A 25,973-nucleotide genomic window follows, 5' to 3' on the forward strand; every position below is an offset into this window, starting at 1 on the left:
GCGCCGATTATACACAGCACACCGGGCGATTTTCACCACCTTTTATCTACTTTAGGTAACTGTCTCCTCCAGCAAAAGTCCTGTCTCCGGATTCAGAATATCAAGTTACCAGTAACCGACCAGGGCCAGTCCGTTGGCGCCGCTCTGGATGCCGACCAGGGTCGCATCGACCACCAGTTGCGCCACCATTTCGTCGCGGCTGTGGTTGTCCAGGTAAGTGTCCCAGCGCGCCAGCGTGGCCGTATCGGGCGCCGCATCGGTGATGTTGCGGTACAGCTGGGTCACGAAGGCGGCGTCGTCGAGCGTGCCGTACAGCCGCTGGAACTCGGCCGACTGCGTGAAGCCATGGGCCAGCGTGGCGCCGGTGGTGTTCTGCGCCAGCCAGTACTGGAAGCCCTCGAGGTCGCCCGCGCGGTCGAGCGTGAGCTGGTACAACATGCCGATTTCGCGCAGCGTGGACGTGGCGGCCTGGGTGAAGGACAGGTCGAACACCTTGCCGTCGAATTCGCCGAGCTCGATCTGGCGCACGGTGTTCATGCTGCCCAGGCCCTGGCCCACCATCACGTCGGCGCCGTTGTCGCCATAGACGGTTTCGTTGGCCAGCACCACTTGATGGCCGGCAGCCGCGCCGGTAAACACGGCCGTGTCGGTGCCGTCGCCGCCGACCAGCAGGTTGGACCCGCTGCCGACCACCAGCCGGTCGTTGCCGGAGCCGGCAAGCCAGCCCTGTTCCTGATCGAGCGTGCGGCCACCGAGGTCCATGCCGTCGGCGGTCCACCACGCGGCCTTGTGGGCGTCGCTGTTGGCGATATCGGTCAGCACGGCGGCGCGCACGCCGACGTCGCCGGGCGCCGCATCGAGCCGCGCCACGAAGCCGGACATTTCGGCGGCGGTCGGTTCGCGGTCGAGCGTGTTGCGCAGCAGGGCCGAGACGAAGTCGGCGTTACCGAGCTTCATCAGGCCATCGCGCGCCTCGACCTGGCCCAGGAAGGCGCCAGCGTATTGCTGGGCCGTCATGGCCTGGTTGGTCCAGTACGTCAGGCCGATCAGGTCGGGGGCGCGGTCGAACGCCGCGTGGTACAGCAGCGACAGCGTTTCCAGGCGCACGGCATCGGCAGCCACAAAGCCCAGCTGCTGGATGCTCATATTGAGCTCGGACGTGGCGATGGTTTGCGTGACGCCAAGCAGGGTCGATTCGTGCGTGCCCAGCACGGTGCCATCGGCCTTGAGCGTGAAGCGCCACTGGCCGCTGTCGGTGCGGCCACCCTGCAGCACGTCGTTGCCGGCGCCTGCCACCAGGACGTCGTTGCCGGCGCCGGCGAACAGGATATCGTCATCGTCGCCGCCGTCGAGGTAGTCGTTGCCGCCACCGGTGCCCAGGATATCGTTGCCGCCGTTGCCGTACAGCGTGTCGTTGTCGAGGCCCACGGTGAGGGTGATGTGCTGGGCGGCGGCGTCGCCGATCAGGAAGTTGCTACCCTGCCCACCCTGCACACGCGCCGCGCCGACGATGGCGCCGAAGTCGAGATTATCGATCTGCAGGCCCACGCCGGACAGGCCGCGTGCATCGATCACCAGCGCGATCTCGGTATCGGGATCGATCACGGCGGCGGCAGCGGCCAGGGCGCCGGCGCGCGGTCCCTGTGCGGCAGCCATGGTGCCGGCCTGCACCGAAGTGTCGCCGGCAATCAGCAGCCAGGTATCGTTGATGGTGCTGTTGCCCGAGATGCGCAAGGTGCCATTCTGCTGCAGCTCGCTGGCATCCTGGCTGGCCAGGAACAGGCGCGCCTGGTCTTCCATCGCGGTGCGGGTGCTGCTGACGACCGTATGGTCGTCGATGCGGCCGATCAGGTCGGTCGCCGCCATGGCGCCGGCCAGCAGGACCGACGGACCGGTGGACTCGAAGCCCACGCCCACCGGTACGCTGACGGTCAGGGTGCTGCCCACGCCGTTGGCGTTGGCCGCGATGCCAAGCGGAATGTCGGCCAGCGTGGGATGCGGGGTACCCTCCACGTCGTCCCGGCCAGGGTTAATCACTGGCACGGTCACCGTGCGCGAGATCAGCCCGGTACGGTCGTCCACGCCGATCACGGTCACAATACCGACACCATCGACCGTGGTCAGCTGGCCGCTATTGACCGGCAGCACCAGCGGCACGGTGGCGCTGTTGGTGTTGCCGGCGGCATCGGTCAGCAGCTGGCCCGGCACGCCGATCGAGACCGGCGCGGTGCCGGTCGCGGTAAGCGTGGCGGTGTAGGTGGTGCCGCTGCCGGTGAAGTTGGTCAGCGTACCGCCGGTGACGATGATGTTGGACACGTTGAGCACGCCGGCGTCGCTGAGGGTAAAGGTCAGCGTGGCGCCCTGTCCTTCGACCAGTGCGGCGGCGCTGCTGGTGATGGTGACGGTCGGGGCGATCGTGTCCACCAGGTAAGGCACGCTCTGGGCGGCGCTGACGTTGCCGGCCGCGTCGGCCACCCGCACCACCAGGGTGCCGCTGACGTTCTCTGGGAGGGTCAGGCCGTCCAGGGTCCAGGCCTGGCCGATGGCAATCGCCGTGACCCAGGTGCGGCCCTCGTCGATCGACACTTGCACCACGTCGCCCTCGGCCAGCGGCGCCGACAGCGTGCCGCTCAGCGATTGCCGTGGATTGTTGGTGACCAGGTCGCCAGGCGTGCCGCTGTCGGTGGAGAAGCCGATGGCACCGGTCGCCGCGGCTACCGGCGCCACGGTATCGATCTGCAGCGATGGCAGCGTGGCATTGGTGCCGCTGTTGCCGGCAGCATCGTTAAAGCCCGACACGGCAATGGTGGCGGTACCGGCCGGCACGCCGGCAGGCGCCGTGAAGGTGGCGGTGTATACCAGCGGGTCGGCGGTGGCGGTAAGCGGCCCCAGGGTGCCACTGGTGACCGCCACGTTGGCGGCAGTGAAGTCCACCGGCGCGGCCGAGAAGGTGAAGGTGATGATGGCCGGCTCGACGCCGTTGGCCACCGGCACGTTGCTGGTAATGACGACGGTGGGCGCTGCCTGCGCCAGCACGTAGGCGTTGACGGTGGCGGGGCTGGTGTTGCCGGCAGCGTCGATCACGCGCACCTGCAGCACGCCGTTACCGGTCAGCGCGTGGTCGAGCGACCAGCCGGTGCCATTGACCGTGGCGATTTGCCAGGTGGCGCCGTCATCGAACGATACCTGCACCGCTTCGCCGGCTGCCAGCGGCAGCGACAAATCGCCGCTGACCGTCTGCTGCGCTGCCGACGTGATCAGATCGGTGCTGCTGATGCCGGTATCGGACGAGAAACGCGGGCTGCCGCTGGCAACTGCGAGCGGGGCCAGCGTGTCGATGGCGATTTGCGGGCCGATGGCGGCAATGCCGCCATTGCCGGCCAGGTCGGTGTAGGCGGCAGCGGCCACGGTGATGGCGGCGGTGCCACTGGCCACGCCGGCGTTGGGCGTAAACACCGCCGTGTACACCAGCGGGTCGGCGGTAGCGGTCAGCCCCGACAGCGCGCCATTGGTGACCGCGATGGCGGCGCTGTCGAAGCCCAGCGGCGCTTCGCTGAAGGTGAAGGTGATCAGCGCGGTACCGGCGCTGTTGACGGCGTCGGTGCTGCTGGTGATGACCAGGGTCGGTGCGATGGTGTCCACCACCAGGCCCGTCAGCGCACCGCCCACGCCGGGGTTGCCGGCTACGTCGGTGTAGCTGCCGGCGGCCAGCGCCACGCCGACCGGGCCGTTGTAACCGGCTTCGGCCGTGAAGACGGCGGTGTACACGGTAGGGTCGGCAGTGGCGACCAGGGCGCCGATGGTGCCGCCCGTGGTGCTCAAGCTGGCGGCGGTGACGCCAGCCAGGGCTTCGGAGAAGGTCAGCGTGATGACGGCCGTGCCGGCGGCGCCGATGGCGGCAACATCGCTGCTAAGCGTGACCTGCGGCGCACTCTGGTCGAGCACGTAGTCGGTGGCGCTTTCGAGACCGGTATTGCCGAAGGCGTCGGCCACGCGCACCCGCAGCACGCCGCTGCCAGCCAGCGTGTGGTCGATGGTCCAGGCGGCGCCGGTGGTGTCCACCGTGGCGGTTTGCCAGTTGGCGCCGTTGTCGAACGACACTTCCACGCGCTCGCCGGCCTCCAGCGGCACCGACAGGTTGCCGCGCACGGTCTGGGCAGCCACCGACGTGACCAGGTCGGTGTTGCTGGCGCCGGTGTCGGCCGAAAAGCCGGGCACGCCGATGGCGACGGTCAGCGGCGCCAGGGTGTCGATGGCGATCTGCGGTGCGACCGCGCCCAGGCCGCCATTGCCGGCCAGGTCGGTATACACCGCAGCCGCCACGCTGATGGCGGCGTTGCCGCTGGCCAGGCCGGCGTCCGGCGTGAACCGCGCGGTGTACACCAGCGGATTGTCGGTGACCGTCAAGCCGGACAGCACACCGTTGGCCACCACGATATCGTCGGCGGTAAAGCCCTGTGGCGCCTCGCTGAAAGTAAAGGTGATCAGCGCGGTGTCGCCGGCCTTGAGCGCCGTCACGTCGCTGGTAATGGCAAGCGTCGGCGCGCTGCCATCGACGACCAGTCCCGGCAACGTGCCGCTGGTGCCCGCGTTGCCAGCCGCATCGCTGTAGCTGCCGGCAGCCACGGTGACGCCGACGGCGCCGGTATAGCCCGGGTCGGACGTGAACACGGCGGTGTACACGGCCGGGTTGGCGGTGACCGCAAAGCCGCTCACGGTGCCGCCGGTGACCGCCAGGGCCGCGGCCGTCAAGCCTTGCGGCACCTCGCTGAAGGTCAAGGTGAGCGTGGTGCTCTGGCCCGGCAACAGCACTGCGCTGCTGCTGACAATGGCCACGGTTGGCGCCACCGTATCGACCGTGTACGGCGTGCTGACAGCGGTGCTGACATTGCCGGCGGCATCGGCCACGCGCACCACCAGGGTGCCGCTGGCGGCCAGGATCTGGCCGGCCAGGGTCCAGCCGGTGCCGGTGACAGTGGCGGCGGCAAAGGTCTGGCCGCCATCGACCGACACTTGCACGACGTCGCCGGCAGCGAGCGGCGCCGACAGCGTGCCGCTCAGGGTCTGCTGCGGATCATTGGTGATCAGGTCGCCCGGGGTGCCGGTATCGTTCGACAGCTGCACGCCGCCGGTGACGGTGGCAACCGGGGCCACCGTATCGATCTGCAGCGACGGCAGGCTGCCCGGCGCACCGCTGTTGCCGGCGGTGTCGCCGTATGCACCGGTGACGGCAATGCTGGCGGTGCCGGCCGCCACGCCGGCCTGCGGCGTGAAGACAGCGGTGTACACCAGCGGATCGGCGGTGGCGGTGAGCGCCCCCAGCGCACCACCGGTTACCGCCAGGCTGGCCGCCGAGAAGCCGGCAGGCGGCTCGGAGAACGTGAAGGTGATGACCGCGCCATCGACGCCGTTGGCCACCGCCACGTTGCTGGTGATGGTGACGGTGGGCGCGCTCTGGTCGAGCGTGTAGTTGTTGAAGGTTTCGGGGCTGAGGTTGCCGAAGGTGTCGGCCACCCGCACCCGCAGCACGCCGCTGCCGGTCAGGGTATGCGCCAGCGACCAGGTGGTCTCGGCGCCATTGGTGGCCACCGTGGCGGTCTGCCAGGTGATGCCGTTGTCGAACGAAACCTGCACGCTCTCGCCGGCCGCCAGTGGCAGCGACAGCCGGCCGCTGACAGTCTGTTCAGCCACCGACGTCACCAGGTCGGCATTGCTCACTCCGGTATCGGCCGAAAAGTCCGGGAAGCCGATCGCGGACGACGCCGGCGCCAGCGTATCGACCGGAATCTGCACGCCGGCGGCGGCGGCGCCGGCATTGCCGGCCAGGTCGGTGTAGCCGCCCGCCGCCACGCCGATGGCGGCGCTGGCGCCGGACACGCCGGCGCTCGGGGTAAACAGCGCCGTGTACACCCGCGGATCGGCGGTGGCGGTCAGACCCGACAGCACGCCGTTGGACACATCGACATCATCGGGCCCGAAGCCCACCGGCGCTTCGGTGAAGGTAAAGGTGATCACCGCCGTGTCGCCGGCCTTGAGCTGGGCGCTGCTGCTGGTGATGACCAGGCTTGGCGCCACCGCATCGACCAGCATGGTCGGCGCGGCGGCACCGAGGCCGGGGTTGCCGGCGGTGTCGATAAAGCCGCCGGGCGCCAGCGATACGTTGGCGGCACCGTTGTAACCGGCAGCGGGCGTAAACACCGCGCTGTACACGTTCGGGTTGGCGGTGACCGCCAGGCCGCTGATGGTGCCGCCTTCCACCGTCAGGCTGGCGGCGGTGAAGAACTGCGGCGCTTCGCTGAAGGTAAAGGTGAGATTGGCGCTCTGGCCGGCCGACAGCGTGGTCAGATCGCTGGTGATGACCACGCTCGGTGCGGTGGTGTCGATCACGTAGGCCGACGACCAGACCGGGCCATGGTTGCCGGCAGCGTCGTTGACGCGGACGTACACCTGTCCTGCGCCGGCCAGCAGCACCGGCGCCGGCAGCGCCCAGGCATTGGCGCCGGCCGGGGTGACGGCAGCGCTCCAGCTGGCGCCGCCATCGAGCGAGACTTCGACCGTTTCACCGGCGGCCAGGTTGGCGCTCAGGGTGCCGGCGATCGATTGCAGCGGATTGTTGGTAATCAGGTCGCTGCCACTGATGCCGGTGTCGCTCGAGAACGCCACCGACGCGCCGATGGTGGTGGGCGCCAGCGTGCTGTAGCTGATCGGCGTCATCGACGCCAGCCCGCCCGGATTGCCGGCCACGTCGGTATAACCGCCGGCCACGGTGATGCTGGCGGTGCCGTTGGCCACGCCCTGGTCGGGCGTGAGAATCACCGTATACACCAGCGGATTGGCAGTCTGGGCGAAGCCGCTGATGGTGCCGCCGGTGACCACGATATCGCCGATATCGAAGCCGACCGGCAGTTCGTTGAAGCTGAAATTGATCACGGCCTGCTGGCCCAGCGCCAGGATGCCGGCGTTGCTGGTAATTTGCAGCACGGGCGGGGCGCTGTCAACCGCGATCGGCGCCGACGTGAAGCCCGCGCCAAGATTGCCGGCAGCGTCGGTGTACTGCCCGACCACCAGGCTGACGTAAGCGCCGGCGCCGGCCAGGCCGGCGTCAGGCGTCAGTTGTACCGTGTACACGCGCGGATCGGCGGTGACGGTAAAGCTGGCCAGGGTGCCGTTGATGGCCACCAGGTCGGTGACATCGAAGCCGACCGGCGCTTCGCTGAAGGTCAATGTATAGGTGGCTATCTCGCCGTCACGCAGCACGGTGGTGCTGCTGACAATCGTCATGGTAGGCGCCACCAGGTCCAGCAGGTAGTTGGCCGAGAACACCGGGCCGGTGTTGCCGGCCACGTCGGCCACGCGCACCTGCACCGTGCCGCCCGCGCCGCCATTATCGGGCAGCACTTGCAGCGCCAGCGCCCATTGCGTGCCGGACGTGGCCACTGCGGTGAGCCAGCTGGCGCCGTTGTCGAGCGAGACTTGCACCCGTTCGCCGGTGCCCAGCGCGCCGTTGAGGGTGCCGCTGATGACCTGGGCAGCAGTATCGGTGATCAAATCGGTGTTGCTGACGCCATTGTCGGCCGAGAAGGCGACCGACGCGCCGGTGATGCCGGGGGCCAGCGTGTCGATGGCGATCGGCGCGCTGCTGGCGCCGGTGCCGATGTTGCCGGCAGCGTCCACCACCACATTCGGCGCCACGCTGATGAAGACGTTGGCGCCGGCCAGGCCCGGCTGCGGCGTGAAGGTCGCGGTGTACACCAGCAGGTCGGCGCTGGCGATGAAGTTGGCAAGCGTGCCGTTGGCGGCGCTGATATCGCCGAGCGTGAAGCTGACCGGCGGTTCGGTAAAGGTAAACGTGATGGTGGCGGTCTCGCCCACCTTGAGGCTGCTGGTGCTGGTATCGATAGTCAGCGATGGCGCCACGGTATCGACCGAGATCGATGGCAGGGCGCCGCCAGTGCCAAGGTTGCCGGCCGCATCGGTGTACAGGCCATCGGCCAGGCTGACGCTGGCGCCAACTGTCGAGCCTGCCGTTGGGGTGAGCAGCACGGTGTACACCAGGGGGTTGGCGGTGACGGTGAAGTTGCTCAGGGTGCCGCCGGTCGGCACCAGGTCGGCCTGGACGAAGCCGATGGGCGCGTCGCTGAAGGTCAACGTGATCAGCGCCGACTGGCCGTCGCGCAGGCTGGTCATCGCGCTGGCAATGGCCACCGTGGGCGCCGTGGCGTCGATGGTATAGGCGTACGCGCTCACCGGGCCGTGGTTGCCGAAGGTATCGCTCACGCGCACCTGCACGGCGCCGCTGCCGGCGGAGAGCAGCTGGCCGGGCAACTGCCAGCTCGTGGCGCCCGGCGCGGCAACTGCGGTCAGCCAGGTGGTGCCGTTGTTCAGCGAGATTTCCACCAACTCGCCTGACCCCAGCGCGCCCGACAGGGTACCGGAGATATCCTGCAGCGCGGTATCGGTCACCAGGTCGGTGCCGCTGGCGCCGTGATCGGCCGAGAACGTCACGCTGGCACCGGTGATCAGCGGCACGACGGTATCGATGACGATGGTGGGCGTGACGCTGACAGTGCCGGGATTACCGGCCAGGTCGGTGAACGGCGCCACGGTGATCTGGGCGCTGCCTGCCGCCACGCTGGCAAACGGCGTCAGCACCGCCGTGTACACCAGCGGGTTGGCGGTTTGCACCAGGTTGCTGAATGCACCGTCGGCGGCGCCCAGGCTGGCCAGCGTAAAGCCGACCGGCGCCTCGCTGAAGGTCAACGTGATCAGCGCGGTGGCGCCGGTCTTGAGCATGGCGGTGTCGGTGGTAATGGCCAGGGTGGGGGCCACGTTGTCGATGACGAGCGGCGCCAGGCTGGCGCCCACGCCGCTCGTGCCGCCTGCGTTGTAGGCGTTATCGGCGATGGTGATCGTACCCTGTGTTTGATCGGCCGCTGGCGTAAACACGGCGGTGTACACGAGCGGATCGCCGGCATCGACGGTAATTGCGCTCAAGGTGCCGCCGGTGACTGTCACAGCGCCATTGGCAAAGCCGGTAGGCACGGTGCTGAAGCGGAACGTGATGAGCGCCGTACCGCTGCCGTTGAGGGCGGCCACATCGCTGCTGATCGCCACGCCGGGCGCTGCCGTGTTGTAGTTGATGGTGGGCGTACTGGCGCCCACGCCGGCGTTGCCGGCTGCATCGGTGTAAGTGCCGTCCGCCACGACGACCGTCGCCGTGCCTGCCGCCTGGCCCGGTGTGGGCGTCAGTACGGCCGTGTACACCAGCGGATTGGCGGTGGCGATCACGGGGCCCAGCACCCCGCCGCTGACCAACAGGCTGGTGTTGGAGAAATTCGCCGGCGCTTCGCTGAAGGTGAAGGTGATCAGCGGCGTATCGGCGCTGTTGAGCGAAACCAGGCTGCTGGTGACCTGCACCGTCGGTGGCGTATTGTCAAACGTATAGCCAAAGCCGGTCGCAGCGCCATGGTTGCCGGCAGCGTCCGACACGCGCACCTGCACCTGCTGGCCGAAGCCGGCCGACAGGGTCTGGCCGGCCAGGGTCCAGCCGCTGGTGCCAGCAGCGGCAGTCGCTGCCACCCAGGTCACGCCATTGTCGAGCGAGACTTCCACCGTTTCGCCGGCGGCCAGGTTGGCGTTCAGGGTTCCGCTGATCGTTTGCGCGGCGACGCTGGTCACCAGGTCGCCAGCAGCGCCGGTATCGCTCGAGAAGCTGACGGCGCCGCCGATGGTGGTGGGCGCCAGCGTGTCGATGGCAATCGTCGGGATCGCAGCACCGAGGCCGGCATTGCCGGCGCTGTCGGTATAGCTGCCGGGGATTACCTGCACGGTGCCGCTGCCGTTGTTGACGCCGGCGGTCGGCGTGAAGACTACCGTGTAGACCAGCGGGTTACTGGTAGCGGTCAGGGTGCCGAGCGTGCCGCCGGTCACGGCCAGGCTGGCGCTGGTGAAGCCCACCGGCGTTTCGGTGAAGCTGATGGTAATGGTGGCGGTTTCGCCGATCTTGAGCGCGGTGGCGCTGGCATTGATGCTGGCGGCGGGGACCGACGTGTCGAGCTGGTAAGTACGGGCATAGACGGCGCCGTGGTTGCCGGCAGCGTCCACCACGCGCACTTGCAGCACGTTGCTGCCAGCGAGCGTCTGGCCGGCCAGGGTCCAGGCGGTGCCGGTGGTGATGGCGGCAGTCCAGGAGGCGCCGTTGTCGAGCGAGACTTCCACTGTCTCGCCCGTGCCCAGGATTTGCCCCAGCGTGCCGCTGATGGTTTGCGCGGCGACATTGGTGAGCAGGTCGGTGGCGCTGATGCCGTTATCGGCCGAGAACACCGCGCTGCTGGCCACGGCTACCGGCGCCTGGGTATCGATGGCCAGGGTTGGCTGCACAGGTGTGCCGACGGCATTGCCGGCAGCGTCGGTGACGGCGCCCGGCGCCAGCGCGAAGCTGGCGCCCACGCCCTGGATGCCGGCGCTCGGGGTAAACAGCGCCGTGTACACCAGCGGGTTGGCAGTGGCGACCAGGCCGCTCAAGGTACCGCCGCTGGCGGTGACGGTGGTGGCGTCGAAGCCGACCGGCGCTTCGCTGAAGGTAAACGTCACCTGGGTGGTCTGGCCGACGCCCAGCGCGGCGCTGCCGCTGGTAATGGTGAGCGTGGGCGCCAGCGTATCGATGGCCATCGGCAGCGAGGCGGCACCGCTGCCGCTGTTGCCGAACGCGTCGGCGTAAGCGCCGCCAGCCACCACCACCGAGGCGGTGGCCGCTGCCAGGCCGGCCGTCGGCGTGAACTGGGCGGTATAGACCAGCGGATTGGCGGTGGCGGTGAAACCGCTCAAGGTGCCGTTGCCGGCGGCAATGCTGGCGGCCGAAAAGCCGGTCGGTGCGCTGCTGAAGGTAAACGTGATCTGCGCGGTGTCACCGATTGCCAGGGCGTTGTCATTGCTGGTGATGGTCAGCGTGGGCACGCTGGTGTTGACGGCGAAGGTTGCCGGGGCACCGGCCTGGCCGGCATTGCCGGCGTTGTCGATGTAGCCGCCCGCGTTGACCGCCACGCTCGCGGTGGCGCCGGACTGGCCGGCCGTCGGCGTAAACACCGCCGTGTACACCAGCGGATTGGCAGTGGACGTGAAGCTCCCGACCACGCCGCCGGTCACGGCCAGCGATGCAGTCGTGAAATTGAACGGCGCCTCGGTGAAGGTGAACGTGAGCACCGCGCTCTGGCCCACGCCGAGGGCGGCGGCATTGCTGGTCACCACCACGGCAGGCGCCGTGGTATCGAGCACATAAGTGGTGCTCGAGACGGGGCCGAGGTTGCCGGCCGCATCGGCCACGCGCACCTGCAAGGTGTTGCTGCCGGCCAGGTTGACGCCGGCCAGGCTCCAGCCGTTGCTGCCGGCCGTGCCGCTGGCATTGACCCAGGTGGCGCCGTTATCGAGCGACACCTGCACGGTTTCGCCGGACACCAGCGCGGCATTGAGCGTGCCGCTGACGGTTTGCGCAGCGACATTGGTGGCCAGGTCGGTGCTGCTGGGGCCATTGTCGGCCGAGAAGGTGACGCTGGCGCCGGTGGTGACCGGCGCCACGGTGTCGATGGCAATCGGCGCCGACACGGCAGCCGTGCCGCCGTTGCCGGCAGCGTCGGTGTACGTGCCCGAGTTGACGGTCAAGGTGACCGCGCCCGAGGCCACGCCGCTGTTGGGCGTCAGTTGCGCCGTGTAGATCAGCGGGTTGGCGGTAACGGTGAAATTACTGAGCACGCCATTGGCAACCTGCACATCGCCCACCACGAAGCCCAGCGGCGCTTCGCTGAAGGTAAACACCACGGTGGTGGTGTCGCCCAGCTTGAGGGACGTGGCCGGGCTGGTGATGGCCAGCGTGGGCGCCACGGTATCGACCGCGATCACCGGCGTGGTGCCGCTGCCGCCGGACAGGCCGAGGAAGTCGGTATAGCTGCCGCCGGTAACGGTGACCGAGGCCGGGGCCGTGATGTTGGCGCCCGGGGTAAACAGCGCCGTGTACACGCCGCCGCCCTGGTTGACCAGGTTGCTGATGGTGCCGCCGGTGGCGACGATGTCGGTTGCGTCAAACCCGAACGGCACGGCGCTGAAGGTAAAGGTCAGATTGGCCGTCTGGCTGGCGTTCAGGCTGGCCTTGTCGCTGGTGATGACCACCGTCGGTCCCAGCGTGATCGAAATCCCCAGCGCGGACGCCGCGCCGCCGGCATTGCCGGCCACGTCGGTATAGGTGCCGGCCACCAGTTGCACGCCACCGAGCACGCCGCCCAGGCCGCCGTTGGGAGAGTAGTCCACGGTAAACACGCGCGGATCGGCCGTGGCCTGCAGGTTCGACACGGTGCCGTTGACGCCGGCAAAACTGGCCAGCGACAGGCCGTACGGCGCCTCCGAGAACGACACCGTGATCGCGGTGCTCTGGCCCGCGCCCATCACGTTGACACTGGTGCTCAGGGTGGCGGTGGGTCCGGTGACGTCGAGCACATAGGCAGTGCCTTGTACAGCGCCCGCGTTGCCGGCGGCATCGACGACCCGTACCTGCAGGGTATTGCTGCCGGTAAGCGTGACGCCGGCCAGGCTCCAGGCGGTGCTGCCGGCGCTGGAACTGGCCGTGGTCCAGCTGACGCCATTGTTCAACGAGACTTCCACGCGCTCATCGGCGGCCAGGCCGGCGGTGAGCGTACCGCTGACGGTCTGCTGGGCGGTACGGGTGATCAGGTCGGTGCTGCTGGCGCCGCTGTCGGACGAGAAACTCACGGCGCCGCCGGTCGTGGTGGGCGCGGTGGTGTCGAGCTTGTAGTTGACGCTGTATGGCGTATTGCTGCCGCCGGGATTGGTTACCCGCACTTGCAGCACGCCGGCGCCGGTCAGGGTCTGGCCGGCCAGGGTGAAGGCGGTGTTGCCCACGCTGGCAGTGGCATTGGCCCAGGTGGCGCCGTTGTCGAGGGAGATTTGCACCTGCTCGCCGCTTTGCAGGGCGGCGGACAGGGTGCCGCTGATGGTTTGCGCGGCCACATTGGTGACCAGGTCGGTATTGCTGATGCCGCTGTCGGCAGAAAACGCCACCGCCAGCGCGGTGGTGGCGCTGGGCACGCTGGACTGCACCGTGGTGACGCTGTTGCTGACGATGACATGGCCGTCGTTGACGCCGATGGCCAGCGTGGCGGTGCCGGCCTGGCCGGGCGCCGCCTGGTACACCAGCGCCTGCAACGCCGCCTGGGCGGCGCCGGGAGCGGTCGACGTGTGGGTGTAGGTCAGGCCGCCATCGGTGGTGACAAAGCCGGCCGCAGCGGCCGACGCGGCGGTAAAGGTACCGAGGCTGCTATTGGTATTGGTGACGGTGATGGTGAGGATCACCGAGCTGCCCGCGTCGGGATCGGCAATGACGACATTGGCAAACGGCCGCACGGTACCGCCGGCAGCCACCGCCTGGCCACCTACCGTACCGGTAACGACCGGGGCGTCGTTGACCGACAGCGCGCTGACCACGGTACCGGTGTTGACCGCGCTGGCCAGGCCGTTGGCATCAACGGCGGTGAGCGAAAACGTGGTGTTGACGGTGGCGCCCACCACGGCCTGGTTGTCGGTCGGAGTAAAGGTCAAGGCTTTCAGCTGCGCGCTGAGCGCTGCCGGCGAGGTGGCGCTCAGCGTGTAGTTGCCGGCGCTGCCGGTCAGGCCGGCGCCCGACAGCACGCCGTTGGCGGCGGTGTAATTGATGGTCAGGCTGACGTTGTCGCCGTCGATGTCGGCGACATTGACGTTGGCGAACGGGTTGATGGTGGCGTTGTCGTTGACATTGCCGATCGAAACACCGGTAATCGTCGGCGGGCTGTTGGCAACGTTGGACACCGCGATGCCCACCCCGGCCACACCAATATTGCCGCCGGTGACCACGCTGTTCCAGTCGTCGCCGGCCGTCAGCTGGTACGTGGCGCCGCCGCTGGCCGCGGTGCCGTTGCGGTTGAGCAGCGCGGCAATGGCCGCCACGTCGGCGCCGGTCAGGGTGACCGAAAACGACGTGGCGCTGGTGACTTCCACGTTGCCGGTAGTGTTGAGGGTATAGGCAACGCCGCCTTCGCCGCGCAGCGAGAGCTTGCTGACGGTAATGTCGTTGGCCGCGCCCAGCGTGCCGACCAGGTTGCTGCCGGTGACGGTCAGCACATGGGTGGTGGCGTCGTAGGTGGCGCCGGTGATGGTGGGCGCTGCCACGTTGCTCACGGTGACCGGGTTGCCGGTCAGGTCCTGGCCGCTGGGGCGGCTGACGTCCCAGTTCAACCCGGCCGACAGGTTGAAGCCGACGCCGCTGACGGCCGTGCCGCCGTTGTTGTTGAGCACGCCACCGAGGGCCAGCTTGTCGGCAGCGTTGAGGAGGATCGTGAATGACGTGCCGCTGGCGGCGGTCACCAGCGGTGACGTCAGCGTGTAGCTGCCGCCCTGGCCGGTCAGGCTGAGCTTGGACGGATCGATGCTGTCGCCGGCGTTGATGCCGGCAGCGGTCACGGTCAGCACGCCGGTGCTGGCGTTGTACCCGGCCGACGTGATCGACGGCGCCACGCGGGCATTGGCCACGGCCACATCGTCGATACTGATTTCGAAACCAAGTGGATTGACGATGCGTACGCCGAAGATGCCCTTGAAGTTGGCCGAGGCACCGAGGTTGAGCAAGCCGTCTTCGTTGATGAGCAAGCCGGTGACCGACTGGCCGCCGCCGGTGGGCTGGAAGTTGGCGTCCAGCGCATAGACGGTAAACACCACGTTGCCCAGCAAATTGCCCACCGCATTGCCACTGCCGATCTTGATGCTGGTCAGGTCGAACACGCCGCTGTTGGCGCGCAGGTCCACGTAGCTGACCGGCGAGAGCAGCGAACCGTTGATGGTCAGGCGGTCGTCGGTCAGGCCCAGCACGCCATTGGCATTGACGACCGTGACGCTGCTGTTGTTGAGGCCGCCGCTCTGGGCATACAGGTCGAGGCCGGTATTCAGGATGTTGGTGACATTGACCACGGTGCCGGCAGCCAGGCCGGTGGCGTTGAGCAGCGTAGCGTTGCTGTTGGTGTTGAAGGTCAGGGTGCCATTGCTGCCGTTGTTGACCAGCGCCAGCGTGTGGGCGTAGTCCTGCTGCGCCTGCACCGAGACGGCGTTGGCCGCTTCAATGCTGCCGGTGGCAGCTTCCAGCGTCCAGTTGGCGCCCAGCAGGTCGCTGCCAGTCACATCGGTAGAAGCGGCCACGTCGGCGCCGGTAAGGACCGCCAGTGCGTCGATGAAGGCGGCGCCGGTGTCGCCCTGGGCCACGTCGCAGCCGTACAACAGCAAGTCGCCGCCTGCGCGCAGGGCGCCGCCCCACTCGGCCAGCGCGGCCGCATGGGTGGCCAGGCTGGCGGCGTCAAGCACGGTGTCGCCGATCTGCAACTGGCCGCTGGCGCCGTGCGACACAATCTGGATGCTATCGAGCCCTTCCAGGCCGGCCAGCGCAGCGGCGATCTGCTGCACGCCGTCGCCTTCCGGCGCCAATTGCACCACCAGCACACCCGCGCTTGCCGAGGTCAGGAACACCCCGGCGTCGGCAACGCGGGCATCGATAAACAGGACCGAGTGGTATTGGCGCTGGCTCATTTTGCTACTCCAAAAAGTTACGCTACAGGAACGATTATGGGTAGCTTCCAAGCGATCACGAAATTTTCCTGTCTGCCAAACACTTTGTCCGGTGCGGCAAATGCCGGCGTCCGTTGGCGCACATAATTTCTATTACGCATTTTGTTAAAATGCTCTTCTTTTCCCGGCGTTTTCGATGGGTTTCGGCGGGGTTGGCCAATTTCGGTTACTCTCAGCACCAAAATAGCTCTTACTGCATTTGCTTAAAAGGATTACAAATTGCCAACTCTTTTGACACGACGCCTGGCCTTGCTGGCCGATGAAAAACACCGCGCCGTGCTGGCAGGCGGTTTGCGCGGCATCGAACGGGAAACCTTGCGCGTCGACGGCGCCGGCCAGCTGGCCCGCACCCGTCACCCGGTCGCCCTTGGCGCTGCCCTGACGCACCCGCAAATCACCACCGATTACGCTGAAACCCTGCTGGAATTCATCACCCCTGCCCAGTCCGACATCGCCACCACCATCGCCAGCCTCGACGGCATCCATCGCTACGCGTACAGCAAGCTCGGCGACGAACTGCTATGGAGCCAGTCGATGCCGTGCGCGCTGCCGGCCGAGGAAGACATCGAGATTGCCTGGTATGGCACGTCCAACCTCGGCACGCTCAAGCACGTGTACCGGCGCGGCCTGGCGCTGCGCTACGGCAAGGCCATGCAATGCATCGCCGGCATCCACTACAACTACTCGCTCGACGAGCGGCTGTGGCGCGTACTGGCCGAGAACGAACCGAACCCGAAACAGCTGGGCGCCAAGGCCTACCAGTCGGAAGCCTACCTGGCCACGATCCGCAACTTCCGCCGCTACAGCTGGCTGCTGATGTATCTGTTCGGCGCCTCGCCGGCGCTGTCGGCCGGCTTCCTGCGCGGCCGCCCGCACCAGCTCGAACAGCTGTCGGACGACACCCTGTACCTGCCATACGCCACCAGCCTGCGCATGAGCGACCTCGGCTATCAGAACGACGCCCAGTCCGGCCTGCGCCCGCACGAGAACTGCCTCGACAGCTACGTGGCGGCGCTGACGCGCGCGGTCAACCAGCCGTATGCGCCCTATGCCGAACTCGGCACCAAGCGCGACGGCGAGTGGATCCAGCTCAGCACCAACGTGCTGCAGATCGAAAACGAGTACTACGCCACCATCCGTCCCAAGCGCGTGATCCAGACCGGCGAGCGGCCGATCCAGGCGCTGTGCGCGCGCGGCGTGCAATACATCGAAGTGCGCTGCATGGATGTCGATCCGTTCGAGCCGGTCGGCATCAGCGTGGCAGCCGGCCGCCTGCTCGACGCCTTCCTGCTGTTCTGCGCACTGGAAGAAAGCCCGGCCATCACGCCCGAAGAAGGCGCGCGCCACACCGCCAACTTCGCGCGCACGGTCAAGGAAGGCCGCCGCCCGGGCTTGCTGCTCGACGGCGACCACGGCCCGGTCGCGCTGGCGCAGTGGGGCGAGGAGCTGCTCGAGCGCATCCGCCCGGCCGCCGAGCTGCTCGACAGCCTGCGCGGCGACACCGCCCACGCGGACAGCCTGCGCGCGCAAGCGGCCAAGCTGGCCGACCCGTCGCTCACGCCGTCGGCGCAAGTGCTGGTCGCCCTGCGCGAACACGACAACTCGTTTGCCGCCTTCGGCCTGGCCCAAAGCGAACAGCACGCCGCGTACTTCCGCCAAGCAGCCCCCGGCGCAGTGGAAGCCGCCGCGCTGGACGCCATGGGCGCCGCATCGCTGGCCGAGCAGGCCGCCATGGAAGCGGCGCCGCGCATCGCGTTCGACGACTACGTGGCCGCCTACCGCAACAGCAACCTGTGCCACTCCACTCCCGGCTGCGACTGAACACCGGGGCCCGAGCGTGCTAACTTTCTACAACGAGCTGCACGCCCAACACCGGGGCCGCCACGAATTTTTCCGTGGCGACCTGGTGCCGTGTTTTGAAAAGCCGGAACGGGCCGACTCGGTGCTGGCCGAACTGGGCCGGCGCGGCCTGGGCCGCATCGTCACGCCGCAGGGCGTGCCGCTGATGTCGCTCGAACGCATCCACACCCCGCGCTACCTGCATTTCCTGCGCACGGCCTGGAGCGAGTGGCTGGCGCTCGATCCGGCCAACGCCGGACGCGACGCCTTCCCGTCGGTGTGGCCGGTGCGCTCGCTGCGCCACGACATCGAACCCGATAATTTCACGGCCCGCATGGGCCTGTATTCGATGGACAGCGGCACACCGCTGACGGCCGGCACCTGGACCGCCGCCAAGACCGGCGCCGACTGCGCGGTCAACGCCGCCCACGCGCTGCGCCTGGGCGAACGCGGCGCCTTCGTACTGAGCCGCCCGCCCGGCCACCACGCCGGCAAGGATTTTTTCGGCGGCTACTGCTTCCTCAACAATGCCGCCCTGGCGGCGCAGCACATGCTCGATGACGGCGCCCGCAAGGTGGCCATCCTCGACATCGACTACCACCACGGCAACGGCACCCAGAGCATTTTCTACGACCGCAGCGACGTGCTGTTCGTCTCGATCCACGCCGACCCGCGCAGCGAATACCCGTTTTATCTCGGCCACGCCGACGAACGCGGCGACGGCGCGGGCCACGGTTTCAACATGAATTTGCCGCTCCCGCAGGGCAGCTCGGCCAAGGCGTGGTTTGCGGCCCTGGAGACGGCCTGCATCCGCCTCGGCAGCTTCGGCGCGGACGCGCTGGTGGTGTCGCTGGGAGTCGATACGTTCGCGGGCGATCCGCTGTCGCGGTTTGCCTTGCAAAGCGCCGATTACCTGAAGATCGGCGAGCGGCTGGCATACCTGAATGTGCCCACCGCGTTCATCTTCGAAGGCGGCTATGCGGTCAAGGAGCTGGGCGTGAACGTGGTGAACGTGCTCGAAGGGTTCGAGACGGCGCTGTAACCGCGCCGCCCCGTTTTTACTTCTTACTTAATAGACGTCGCGGCGGTAACGACCGGTCTCGATCAGGTCATCGAGCGCCGCGCGCCCGATCATCTCTTCCAGCGCCGCATCGACGCCGCCAGCCATGCCCTGCAAGCTGCCGCACACGTACAGCACCGCGCCCTCGGCGATCCAGTCGCGCAGCACGTCTGCGCGCACGCGCATGCGGTCCTGCACATACTCGCCGCCGGTCACGTCGCGGGAAAACACCAGGTCGAGTTCCGGCAGCATGCCTGCCGCGCGCCAGCCGGCGATCTCCTGCGCGCAGATGCTGTCGAACTCGCGCTGGCGCTCGCCGAAGATCAGCCAGTTGCGCTGCTGCCCGGCCTGCACCCGCGCCCGCAGGTGCGAACGCAAACCGGCCATGCCGGAGCCGTTGCCGATGTAGATCGCCGGCCGCGCCTCGGTGTGCATGTCGAACGCCGGATTGGCGATCAGCCGCACCCGTACTTCGTCGCCCACCTGGGCATGCTGCGTGAGCCAGCCCGAGGCCAGGCCCAGCGCCGGACCCGAAGCGCCTTCGTAACGCAGCTGGCGCACCAGCAGTTGCAGCACGCCGTCGCCCGGCAGCGAGGCCAGCGAATAGCGGCGCGGCGCTACCGCTTCCGGTGCACCGGCCGGCGTGTAATGGCCAGGCCAGATATCGGCCAGCGCACCGGGACGCCAGTCGGCCGCAAGGTCGCCGGACAGGGTGATCTCGTACAGGCCATCGCCCGCGCTGCCCGGGTTGAGCAGCTCGCGGCCGACGATGCGCCAGCTGGCGTAATCGTCATCGGCGACAGCCGCCGACAAGGCCAGGTCCGGTGCCTCCGAAGCCGAGCCGCCGATCAGCGCATGCAAGGTGCCCGACCAGCGCGCCAGCGCGCCGGCGTCGCCGTTATCGACCTCGATGGTCGGATGCAGCGCTTGCGCGCCCATGGTGCGCAGGCGCGCGTCGAGCGCGTGGCCGAAGCCGCAGAACTGCGCGTAGTTGCGGTCGCCCAGCGCCAGCACCGCGTACTGCATGTGCTGCAGTTCCTCGGCGGCCGTGTGCAGCAGGCGGTTGAAGCGGCGCGCGGCGTCGGGCGGCTCGCCCTCGCCGAAACTGCTGGCGACGAACAGCGCGCGTTTGTACTTGACCAGCTGCGGCGGCGTGAGTTTTTCCAGCGAATGCACGTGCACCGCCACGCCGGCCGCCTGCAGGGCCGCCGCGCTTTGCAGCGCCAGGCGCTCGGCCGCACCGGTCTGGCTGGCGTAGGCCAGCAGCACGGCGTCCGCACCCGCAGCGACCGTACCGGCGCCGGAACCTGCGGCAGCGAACTTCTTGCGCTCGGCGGCGGCGCTGCGTTTTTGCTTGCGCCGGTTCAGGTACAACATCCAGCCGGTGATGGCAAAGCCGGGCAAGGCCAGGCTGATGAGGAACATCACGATCCTGCCCGGCATGCCGAAGAAGCTGCCCACGTGCAGCGCATAGATCGACGCCTGCGCCTGGCCACCCACTGTCATCTCGGCGTATGGCTCGTTCTTGATCATGGCGCCGGTCTGCTGGTTGAGCGCCATGCGGCCGCGCGCGCGCACGTGCGGCGCATCCTTGGCAGTCCAGACGATTTGCAGCGGCGCGGTGGCGCGTTCCGGTATGCGCAGGAACGCCATGCGCCAGTTGGGCGCGGCGCCTTCGAACGTGGCCCAGCTGGCGGCCAGGTCCACTGGTGGCGGCTTGACGCCCTTGGCCGGCCTGGGACCGGGTACTTCGCGCGCCACGCGCGTCACACCGAGCCAGCCATCGACCGTGCTGCGCACCACGTCGAAACTCCAGTACACGCCGGTCAGCGTGAAGATCACGTAGCCGACCATCATCCAGGTGCCCACCACCGAGTGCAGGCCCCACAGGAACGAGCGGCCTTTCAGGCGCAGATCGAGCTTGAGCCAGGCGCGCCAGTCGCCAGCGCGGCGCGGCCAGCGCAAATACAGGCCGCTCAGCGACAGTCCCAGCAGGCATAGCGCCAGGATGCCGAGCGCGATGCGGCCGGCGTCGCGCGGCAGCAGCAGGTGGCGGTGCAGCGAATCGACCCACTCGAACACTTCGTCGTAATGCAGCGGCGGCAGCAGCGCGCCGGTGTACGGGTTCAGGAAAATCGCCTCGCCGCGCTGCTCACCCTTGGCAGGGGCCAGGCCCACGCGCGCGGTGCTGCCCGGTTCCGAATAGATGATGATGCTGGCGATGCGCGCATCCGGGTGCAGGGCCTTGGCGGCAGCGGCGATCTGCGGCGGCGTCAGCACCGGCGCATCCTGCACCGCGATATTGCGCACGCCGGGATTGAGGAAGTCGAGCAGCTCTTCGCGGAACGACAGGATAGACCCGGTCAGCCCGATCAGGATCAGGATGGTGCCGGCGGTGATGCCGACAAACCAGTGCAGCTGGAACCAGAGCTTTTTCACAGGGTCACCTTCCCGGCAGCAAAAACAACGGAAATGGCGAGGATCGGATGGATCGGCTGGTGCATGGCGGGCAGACAATAGGGGGAATGTCGCCATTCTATAGGTAATAGGAATCATTATCAATTACACCGAGATAATGTCACCCGTGCGGACTGTAAAAAAAATATACTGTTGGTTATGACAACTGCGCTCCCACTCCCCATCACTGCCGAGGCTGAACAGTTCAAGCTGTTCATCTCCAGCGTCAGCGATTACGCCATCTATATGCTCTCGCCCGATGGCATCGTCTGCAGCTGGAATGCCGGCGCCCAGCGCTTCAAGGGGTATTCGGAGACGGAAATCGTCGGCCGCCATTTTTCGTGTTTTTACACGGCAGAAGACCGCGCCGCCGGACGCCCGGCGCAGGTGCTGCACCAGGCCGCGCAGGCGCGTTTCGAGGACGAGGGCTGGCGCGTGCGCAAGGACGGCACGCGTTTCTGGGCCAGCGTGGTGATCGATCCGGTGCGCGCCAGCGACGGCGCCCTGATCGGCTTTGCCAAGATCACGCGCGACGTCACCGAGCGCCGGCGCGCCGACGAAAGCCTGGCGCAGGCCAAGGAGGCGCTGTTCCAGTCGCAAAAGCTGGAAGCCATCGGCAAGCTCACGGGCGGCATCGCCCACGACTTCAACAACCTGCTCAACGTGATCACCAATGGCCTCGACCTGCTGCGCGTGGTCAACGACCGGCAGGCGCAGAACAAGACCATCGACAGCATGGAACGCGCCGCCAAGCGCGGCGCCAGCCTCACCCAGCAACTGCTGGCGTTTGCGCGCCAGCAGCCGTTGAAACCGGAACGGGTCAATCTCAACCGCGCCATCAACAGCTTCGAGGCGGTGCTGCGGCGCGCGATCCGCAGCTCGATCCGGCTCGAGATGCAACTTGCCTCCATCCTGCCCGACGTGATGACCGACCTGACGCAGTTCGAGTCGGCGCTATTGAACCTGGTGGTCAACGCGCGCGACGCCATCGATGCGAACGGCACGATCACGCTCACGACAGCAGTCGATGGCGCCAGCGTGGTGGTGTCCGTGCGCGACACCGGCGCCGGCATGACCGAAGCCGTGGCGCAGCGCGCGGTGGAGCCGTTCTTCACCACCAAGCAAGTGGGCCAAGGTTCCGGCCTGGGCCTGTCGCAGGTGTACGGGTTGATGCAGCAAGCCGGCGGCAGCCTGGCGATTACCTCCACCCCGGGCGCGGGCGCCTGCATCACGCTGCGCTTCCCGGCGCTCGCCTATGCGCCGCAGGACGCGGACGGCGACGAAGCGGTGGAAAAAGTGCTGATCGTGGACGACCAGCCGGACGTGCTGGACATGGCCAGCCACCTGTTCTCTAGCCTGGGCTACCAGGTGCTGGCGGCCAACAACGGCCAGGAGGCGCTCGACACCTTGCGCCGCCATCCCGACATTTCGATCCTGTTCAGCGACGTGGTCATGCCCGGCATGAGCGGCATCGAGCTGGCCAAGAGCGCGGTGAGCTACCTGCCAGCGCTCAAGGTGATCCTGGCCTCGGGCTATGTCACGTCGGCGCTGCAGCAGGACCACCCCGACCTCGACCAGTTCCAGCTGATCGGCAAACCGTACCGGCTGTCGGACGTGATCCGCAAACTCAAGCTGATCAGCGCTTAGCGACTTCCCTCCCCTGGGTCCAGCCACGCGACAATGGTGGCGATCATCTCGTCGGCATCGACCGGCTTTGAAATGAAACCATCCATGCCGGCCGCCAGGCATTCGCCGCGCTCGGCCTGGGTGACGCCCGCGCTCATGGCCAGGATCGGCGTGCACACGCCGCGTTCGCGCAGCAGGCGCGTGGCCTCGTAGCCGTCCATCACCGGCATTTGCACGTCCATCAGGATGATGTCGAACGGCGCCTGCGCCATGGCCAGCAGTTCCAGCGCATCGCGGCCGTTTTCCGCCACCGTTGGTGTGGCGCCCGCCAGTTCCAGCAGGCGCGAAGCGACCAGCTGGTTGATCGGGTTGTCCTCCACCAGCAGCAGGCGCCGGCCCGCCAGCGGCCTGGCCTGGTGCTGCGGGGCCTCGGCGATCGGTTCGCCGGGGCCATCACGCTGGCCGGGATCGGCCAGTTGCGCCAGCAGCCGCAGCAAGGCGCGGCGCGTGACCGGCTTGGCCACCGCGCCGTCGAACAGGGCATCGTCGAACGCCGGTCCGGCCGGCGCATGCATCAGCACCAGCTGCATGCCGGCCGCGCGCGCCGCCGCCCGCAGGCGTTCGGGCGCGGCCGCGTACAGGCCCGCGCTGACCAGCGCCACGCCGCTGTGCGCACCGTCTTCGGCCTGCTGGTGCAGCCAGGCGATGGCTTCATCGACGGTATTGGCGCTGTGCGCCGGCAGCCCGTAAAACGCGGCGTTCTGCAGCAACGCCTTGAGCGATGCCAGGTGGGCGTCGATGAACAGCAGCGGGCCGGCGGCCACTGCTGGCAGCAGCGGTTCGGGCTCCGGCCCCGGGCCGGGACTCGGCGCCAGGGCCACCGGCAGCGTGACCGTAAACTCGGCGCCGGCGCCGGTCGCGCTGGTGACCGCAATGTTGCCCTTCATCAGCGCCACCAGCTTGCGCGAAATGGTCAGTCCCAGGCCGGTGCCGCCGTACTTGCGCGAGGTGGACATGTCGGCCTGCTCGAACGGCTGGAACAGGCGCTGCTGCTGGTCCGCCGACATGCCGATGCCGGTGTCGCGCACGGTGATCGCCAGCTCGTCGCCATGCAGCGCCAGGCTTACCACCACTTCGCCGGCAGCGGTGAATTTCAGGGCGTTGTTGACCAGGTTGGTGATGATCTGGCGCATGCGCATGGCGTCGCCGACGAGCCGTTCCGGGAAGTCGGCCGGCACCACGATGGCCAGCTCCACCCCGGGCTTGCGGCCCGAGGACAGCATGGCCGCTTCGGCCGCCTCGATCAGGCCGTGGGTGTCGAACGCTTCGTGCTCGATCTGGATTTTGCCCGCTTCGATCTTGGAAAAGTCGAGGATGTCGTTGATGATGTGCAGCAGCGAACGGCCGCACGATTCGATCAGTTCCAGGTAGCCGCGCTGCTCGCCGGTCAGGCGGGTATTGCCGAGCAAATGCGAGGCGCCCAGTACTGCGTTCATCGGCGTGCGGATCTCGTGGCTCATGTTGGCGACGAATTCGCTCTTGGCGCGGTTGGCAGCTTCGGCCAGTTTTTCGTTGGCCGCCTGGGTGATCTCGATCTGCTTGCGCGCGGTGATGTCGGTGACCAGGATGTGAAAGCCGCGCACCGGGCCATCGCCATCGGCGTCGGGAATGAAATCGGTCATGAAGTGCTGCGGCCAGCCGGGGCGGTCGAACGCTTCCTCGAAATGCACGGTGGCGCCATCGAGCACGCGCGCGATGCGGCCGCGCAGCACACCGTACACGTCGTCGCCCAGCACTGCAGCCATGTGATGCCCGATCATGGCGTCCGGAGCAATGCCCAGGATGCGCTGGTGGGCGTGGTTGGCAAAGCGATAGACATGGTCGCGATCGACATACGCGATCAGCGCCGGACTGTTGTTGGCGATGGTGCGCAGGAATTTTTCGCTGTCGTGGGCCTTGCGCTGCGCCGCGCGCTCCTGCTCCTCGCTGCGCGACTTGGCGGCCAGCGACGCTTCGAGCGCCTCGGTACGCTGCGCCACCTTGTGTTCGAGCGCGGCGTTGAGGGTATTGAGTTCGTCGCGCTTTTGCGCGAGGCGCGCCAGCAGCGCATCGAACGCGCCGGTGAGCGTGTGCACTTCGTAAAAGCCGCCGCGCACCGACAGCGTGGCGCCATTGGTGTCATCCTGGTCGGTACTGGCGCCGATGGCCGCTGCCGCCTCGGCTGCGGCCAGGAGCGGCGCGGTCAGTTTGCGCGCCAGCAGCCAGCCGCCCACCGAAAACAGCAGCGTGAGCACGATACCGCTCTGGTAGATGCGGCGCTGCATATTGACCACGTGGGCGTACGCGCTATCGGCCTGCTGGCGCGCCAGCACGGTCCAGCCCAGGCCCGGGTAGTCGCCCTTGCCGTGGGTGGCATAGCGCGCCGTGATATAGCGCCTGCCATCGACCCATTGCAGCTCGGTGGCCACCGGCGACGCTGCCGGCGCGCCGGGCGCCAGCCGTTCGAGCCGGTTGCCGACCGCGTCGTCGGGTCCCATCAGCACGGTGCCGTCGGCCGCCAGCACCATGATCTCCACCGGACGGTCGGCCACCGGCGCGTTGAACATGCGCCCCAGCTGGCCGATCCAGCCCCAGCTCAGGTGCGCGCCCAGCACGCCGGGCGCTACACCACCGGGCGTGGCCAGGCGCACCGGAAAAGCCAGATCGACGAAGCGCTGCGGATTGCCGCGGTCGAGCGGCAAATGCTTGGCCAGCAGCTTGGCGTCGTGGACATCGTGGACGAAGATGCCCTTGACGGCGTCGCTGAACCACGGCCGCTTCGAGACGTCCACGCCTTCGAGCAGGCCGCCGGTGCTGGCCACGACCTTGCCATCGGCACCGGCCAGGCCGATCCACGCGTACTGCGGGGCGGAGCTCTGCACCTGTTCGAGCAGCTCGCGGCGGGCGGCGGTGGCGCGGCCGGCATAGGCGGAGTCGCGGTCGATGCGCTCGGCCAGCTGGCGCACTTCCAGATAGCGCGTGGCCATGTTGTCGTCGATCATATCGGCCGCCGTGCGGGCCCGCTCGGCCAGGATCTCGCCGACCGTGCGCTTGATGTCGGTGGTGGCGATGCCGCCCACGATCCACACCATCAGGCCCGTGACCAGCAGCGTGGCGGCCGCGATCACGATCGTCAGCAGGGTGCTGAGGCCGGGCAGGCGGCGGCTGTCGCGCAAACTCATGGGGATCACCGGTGTGAATGTCTTGGGAGAAAAGTCTAACACACGGCCTGTGGCGCGGATGGCACGGGCAACATGCAAAAAACAGATAACCACGGCACAAATCATTCGTTCCTTTC

At 67.8% G+C, this 25,973-nt stretch carries 6 protein-coding genes; 3 read left to right on the forward strand and 3 right to left on the reverse strand.

Annotation, left to right across the window (positions count from 1 at the left end):
* Nucleotides 1-105: 105 nt before the first annotated feature.
* The gene (locus SR858_RS25795) at nt 106-15,615 is read right to left on the reverse strand and encodes an Ig-like domain-containing protein (protein ID WP_019923977.1); all 15,510 of its coding nucleotides are present in this window, start codon (nt 15,613-15,615) and stop codon (nt 106-108) included.
* Nucleotides 15,616-15,873: 258 nt separating this feature from the next.
* On the opposite strand from SR858_RS25795, the gene gshA reads away from it, so the two are divergent.
* Nucleotides 15,874-17,475, forward strand: coding sequence for a glutamate--cysteine ligase (gene gshA, locus SR858_RS25800; protein ID WP_040378105.1), 1,602 nt, complete (start codon nt 15,874-15,876; stop codon nt 17,473-17,475).
* 16 nt (nt 17,476-17,491) lie between these two features.
* On the forward strand, nt 17,492-18,535 hold the full coding sequence (locus SR858_RS25805; protein ID WP_019923979.1) for a histone deacetylase family protein: 1,044 nt from the start codon (nt 17,492-17,494) through the stop codon (nt 18,533-18,535).
* Nucleotides 18,536-18,562: 27 nt separating this feature from the next.
* On the opposite strand, the gene SR858_RS25810 is transcribed toward SR858_RS25805, so the two are convergent.
* Nucleotides 18,563-20,992, reverse strand: coding sequence for a PepSY domain-containing protein (locus tag SR858_RS25810; RefSeq protein ID WP_019923980.1), 2,430 nt, complete (start codon nt 20,990-20,992; stop codon nt 18,563-18,565).
* A 177-nt stretch (nt 20,993-21,169) separates the two neighbouring features.
* Between SR858_RS25810 and SR858_RS25815 the strand changes: the two genes are divergently transcribed.
* On the forward strand, nt 21,170-22,657 hold the full coding sequence (locus SR858_RS25815; RefSeq protein WP_019923981.1) for an ATP-binding protein: 1,488 nt from the start codon (nt 21,170-21,172) through the stop codon (nt 22,655-22,657).
* On the opposite strand, the gene SR858_RS25820 is transcribed toward SR858_RS25815, so the two are convergent.
* Complete coding sequence (locus tag SR858_RS25820; RefSeq protein WP_322534132.1) at nt 22,654-25,857, reverse strand: ATP-binding protein; 3,204 nt, start codon at nt 25,855-25,857, stop codon at nt 22,654-22,656. The two genes, SR858_RS25815 and SR858_RS25820, sit on opposite strands and share 4 nt — an antisense overlap.
* Nucleotides 25,858-25,973: the final 116 nt, after the last annotated feature.

This window comes from Duganella zoogloeoides, from assembly GCF_034479515.1.
GTDB classification, from domain to species: domain Bacteria; phylum Pseudomonadota; class Gammaproteobacteria; order Burkholderiales; family Burkholderiaceae_D; genus Rugamonas; species Rugamonas zoogloeoides.

What these genes read in the sequence shown, in the direction of transcription:
- SR858_RS25795 (WP_019923977.1), bottom strand. Translation starts at nt 15,615, where the DNA reads ATGAGCCAGCGCCAATACCACTCGGTCCTGTTTATCGATGCCCGCGTT.
- SR858_RS25815 (WP_019923981.1), top strand. Translation starts at nt 21,170, where the DNA reads ATGACAACTGCGCTCCCACTCCCCATCACTGCCGAGGCTGAACAGTTC.
- SR858_RS25820 (WP_322534132.1), bottom strand. Translation starts at nt 25,857, where the DNA reads ATGAGTTTGCGCGACAGCCGCCGCCTGCCCGGCCTCAGCACCCTGCTG.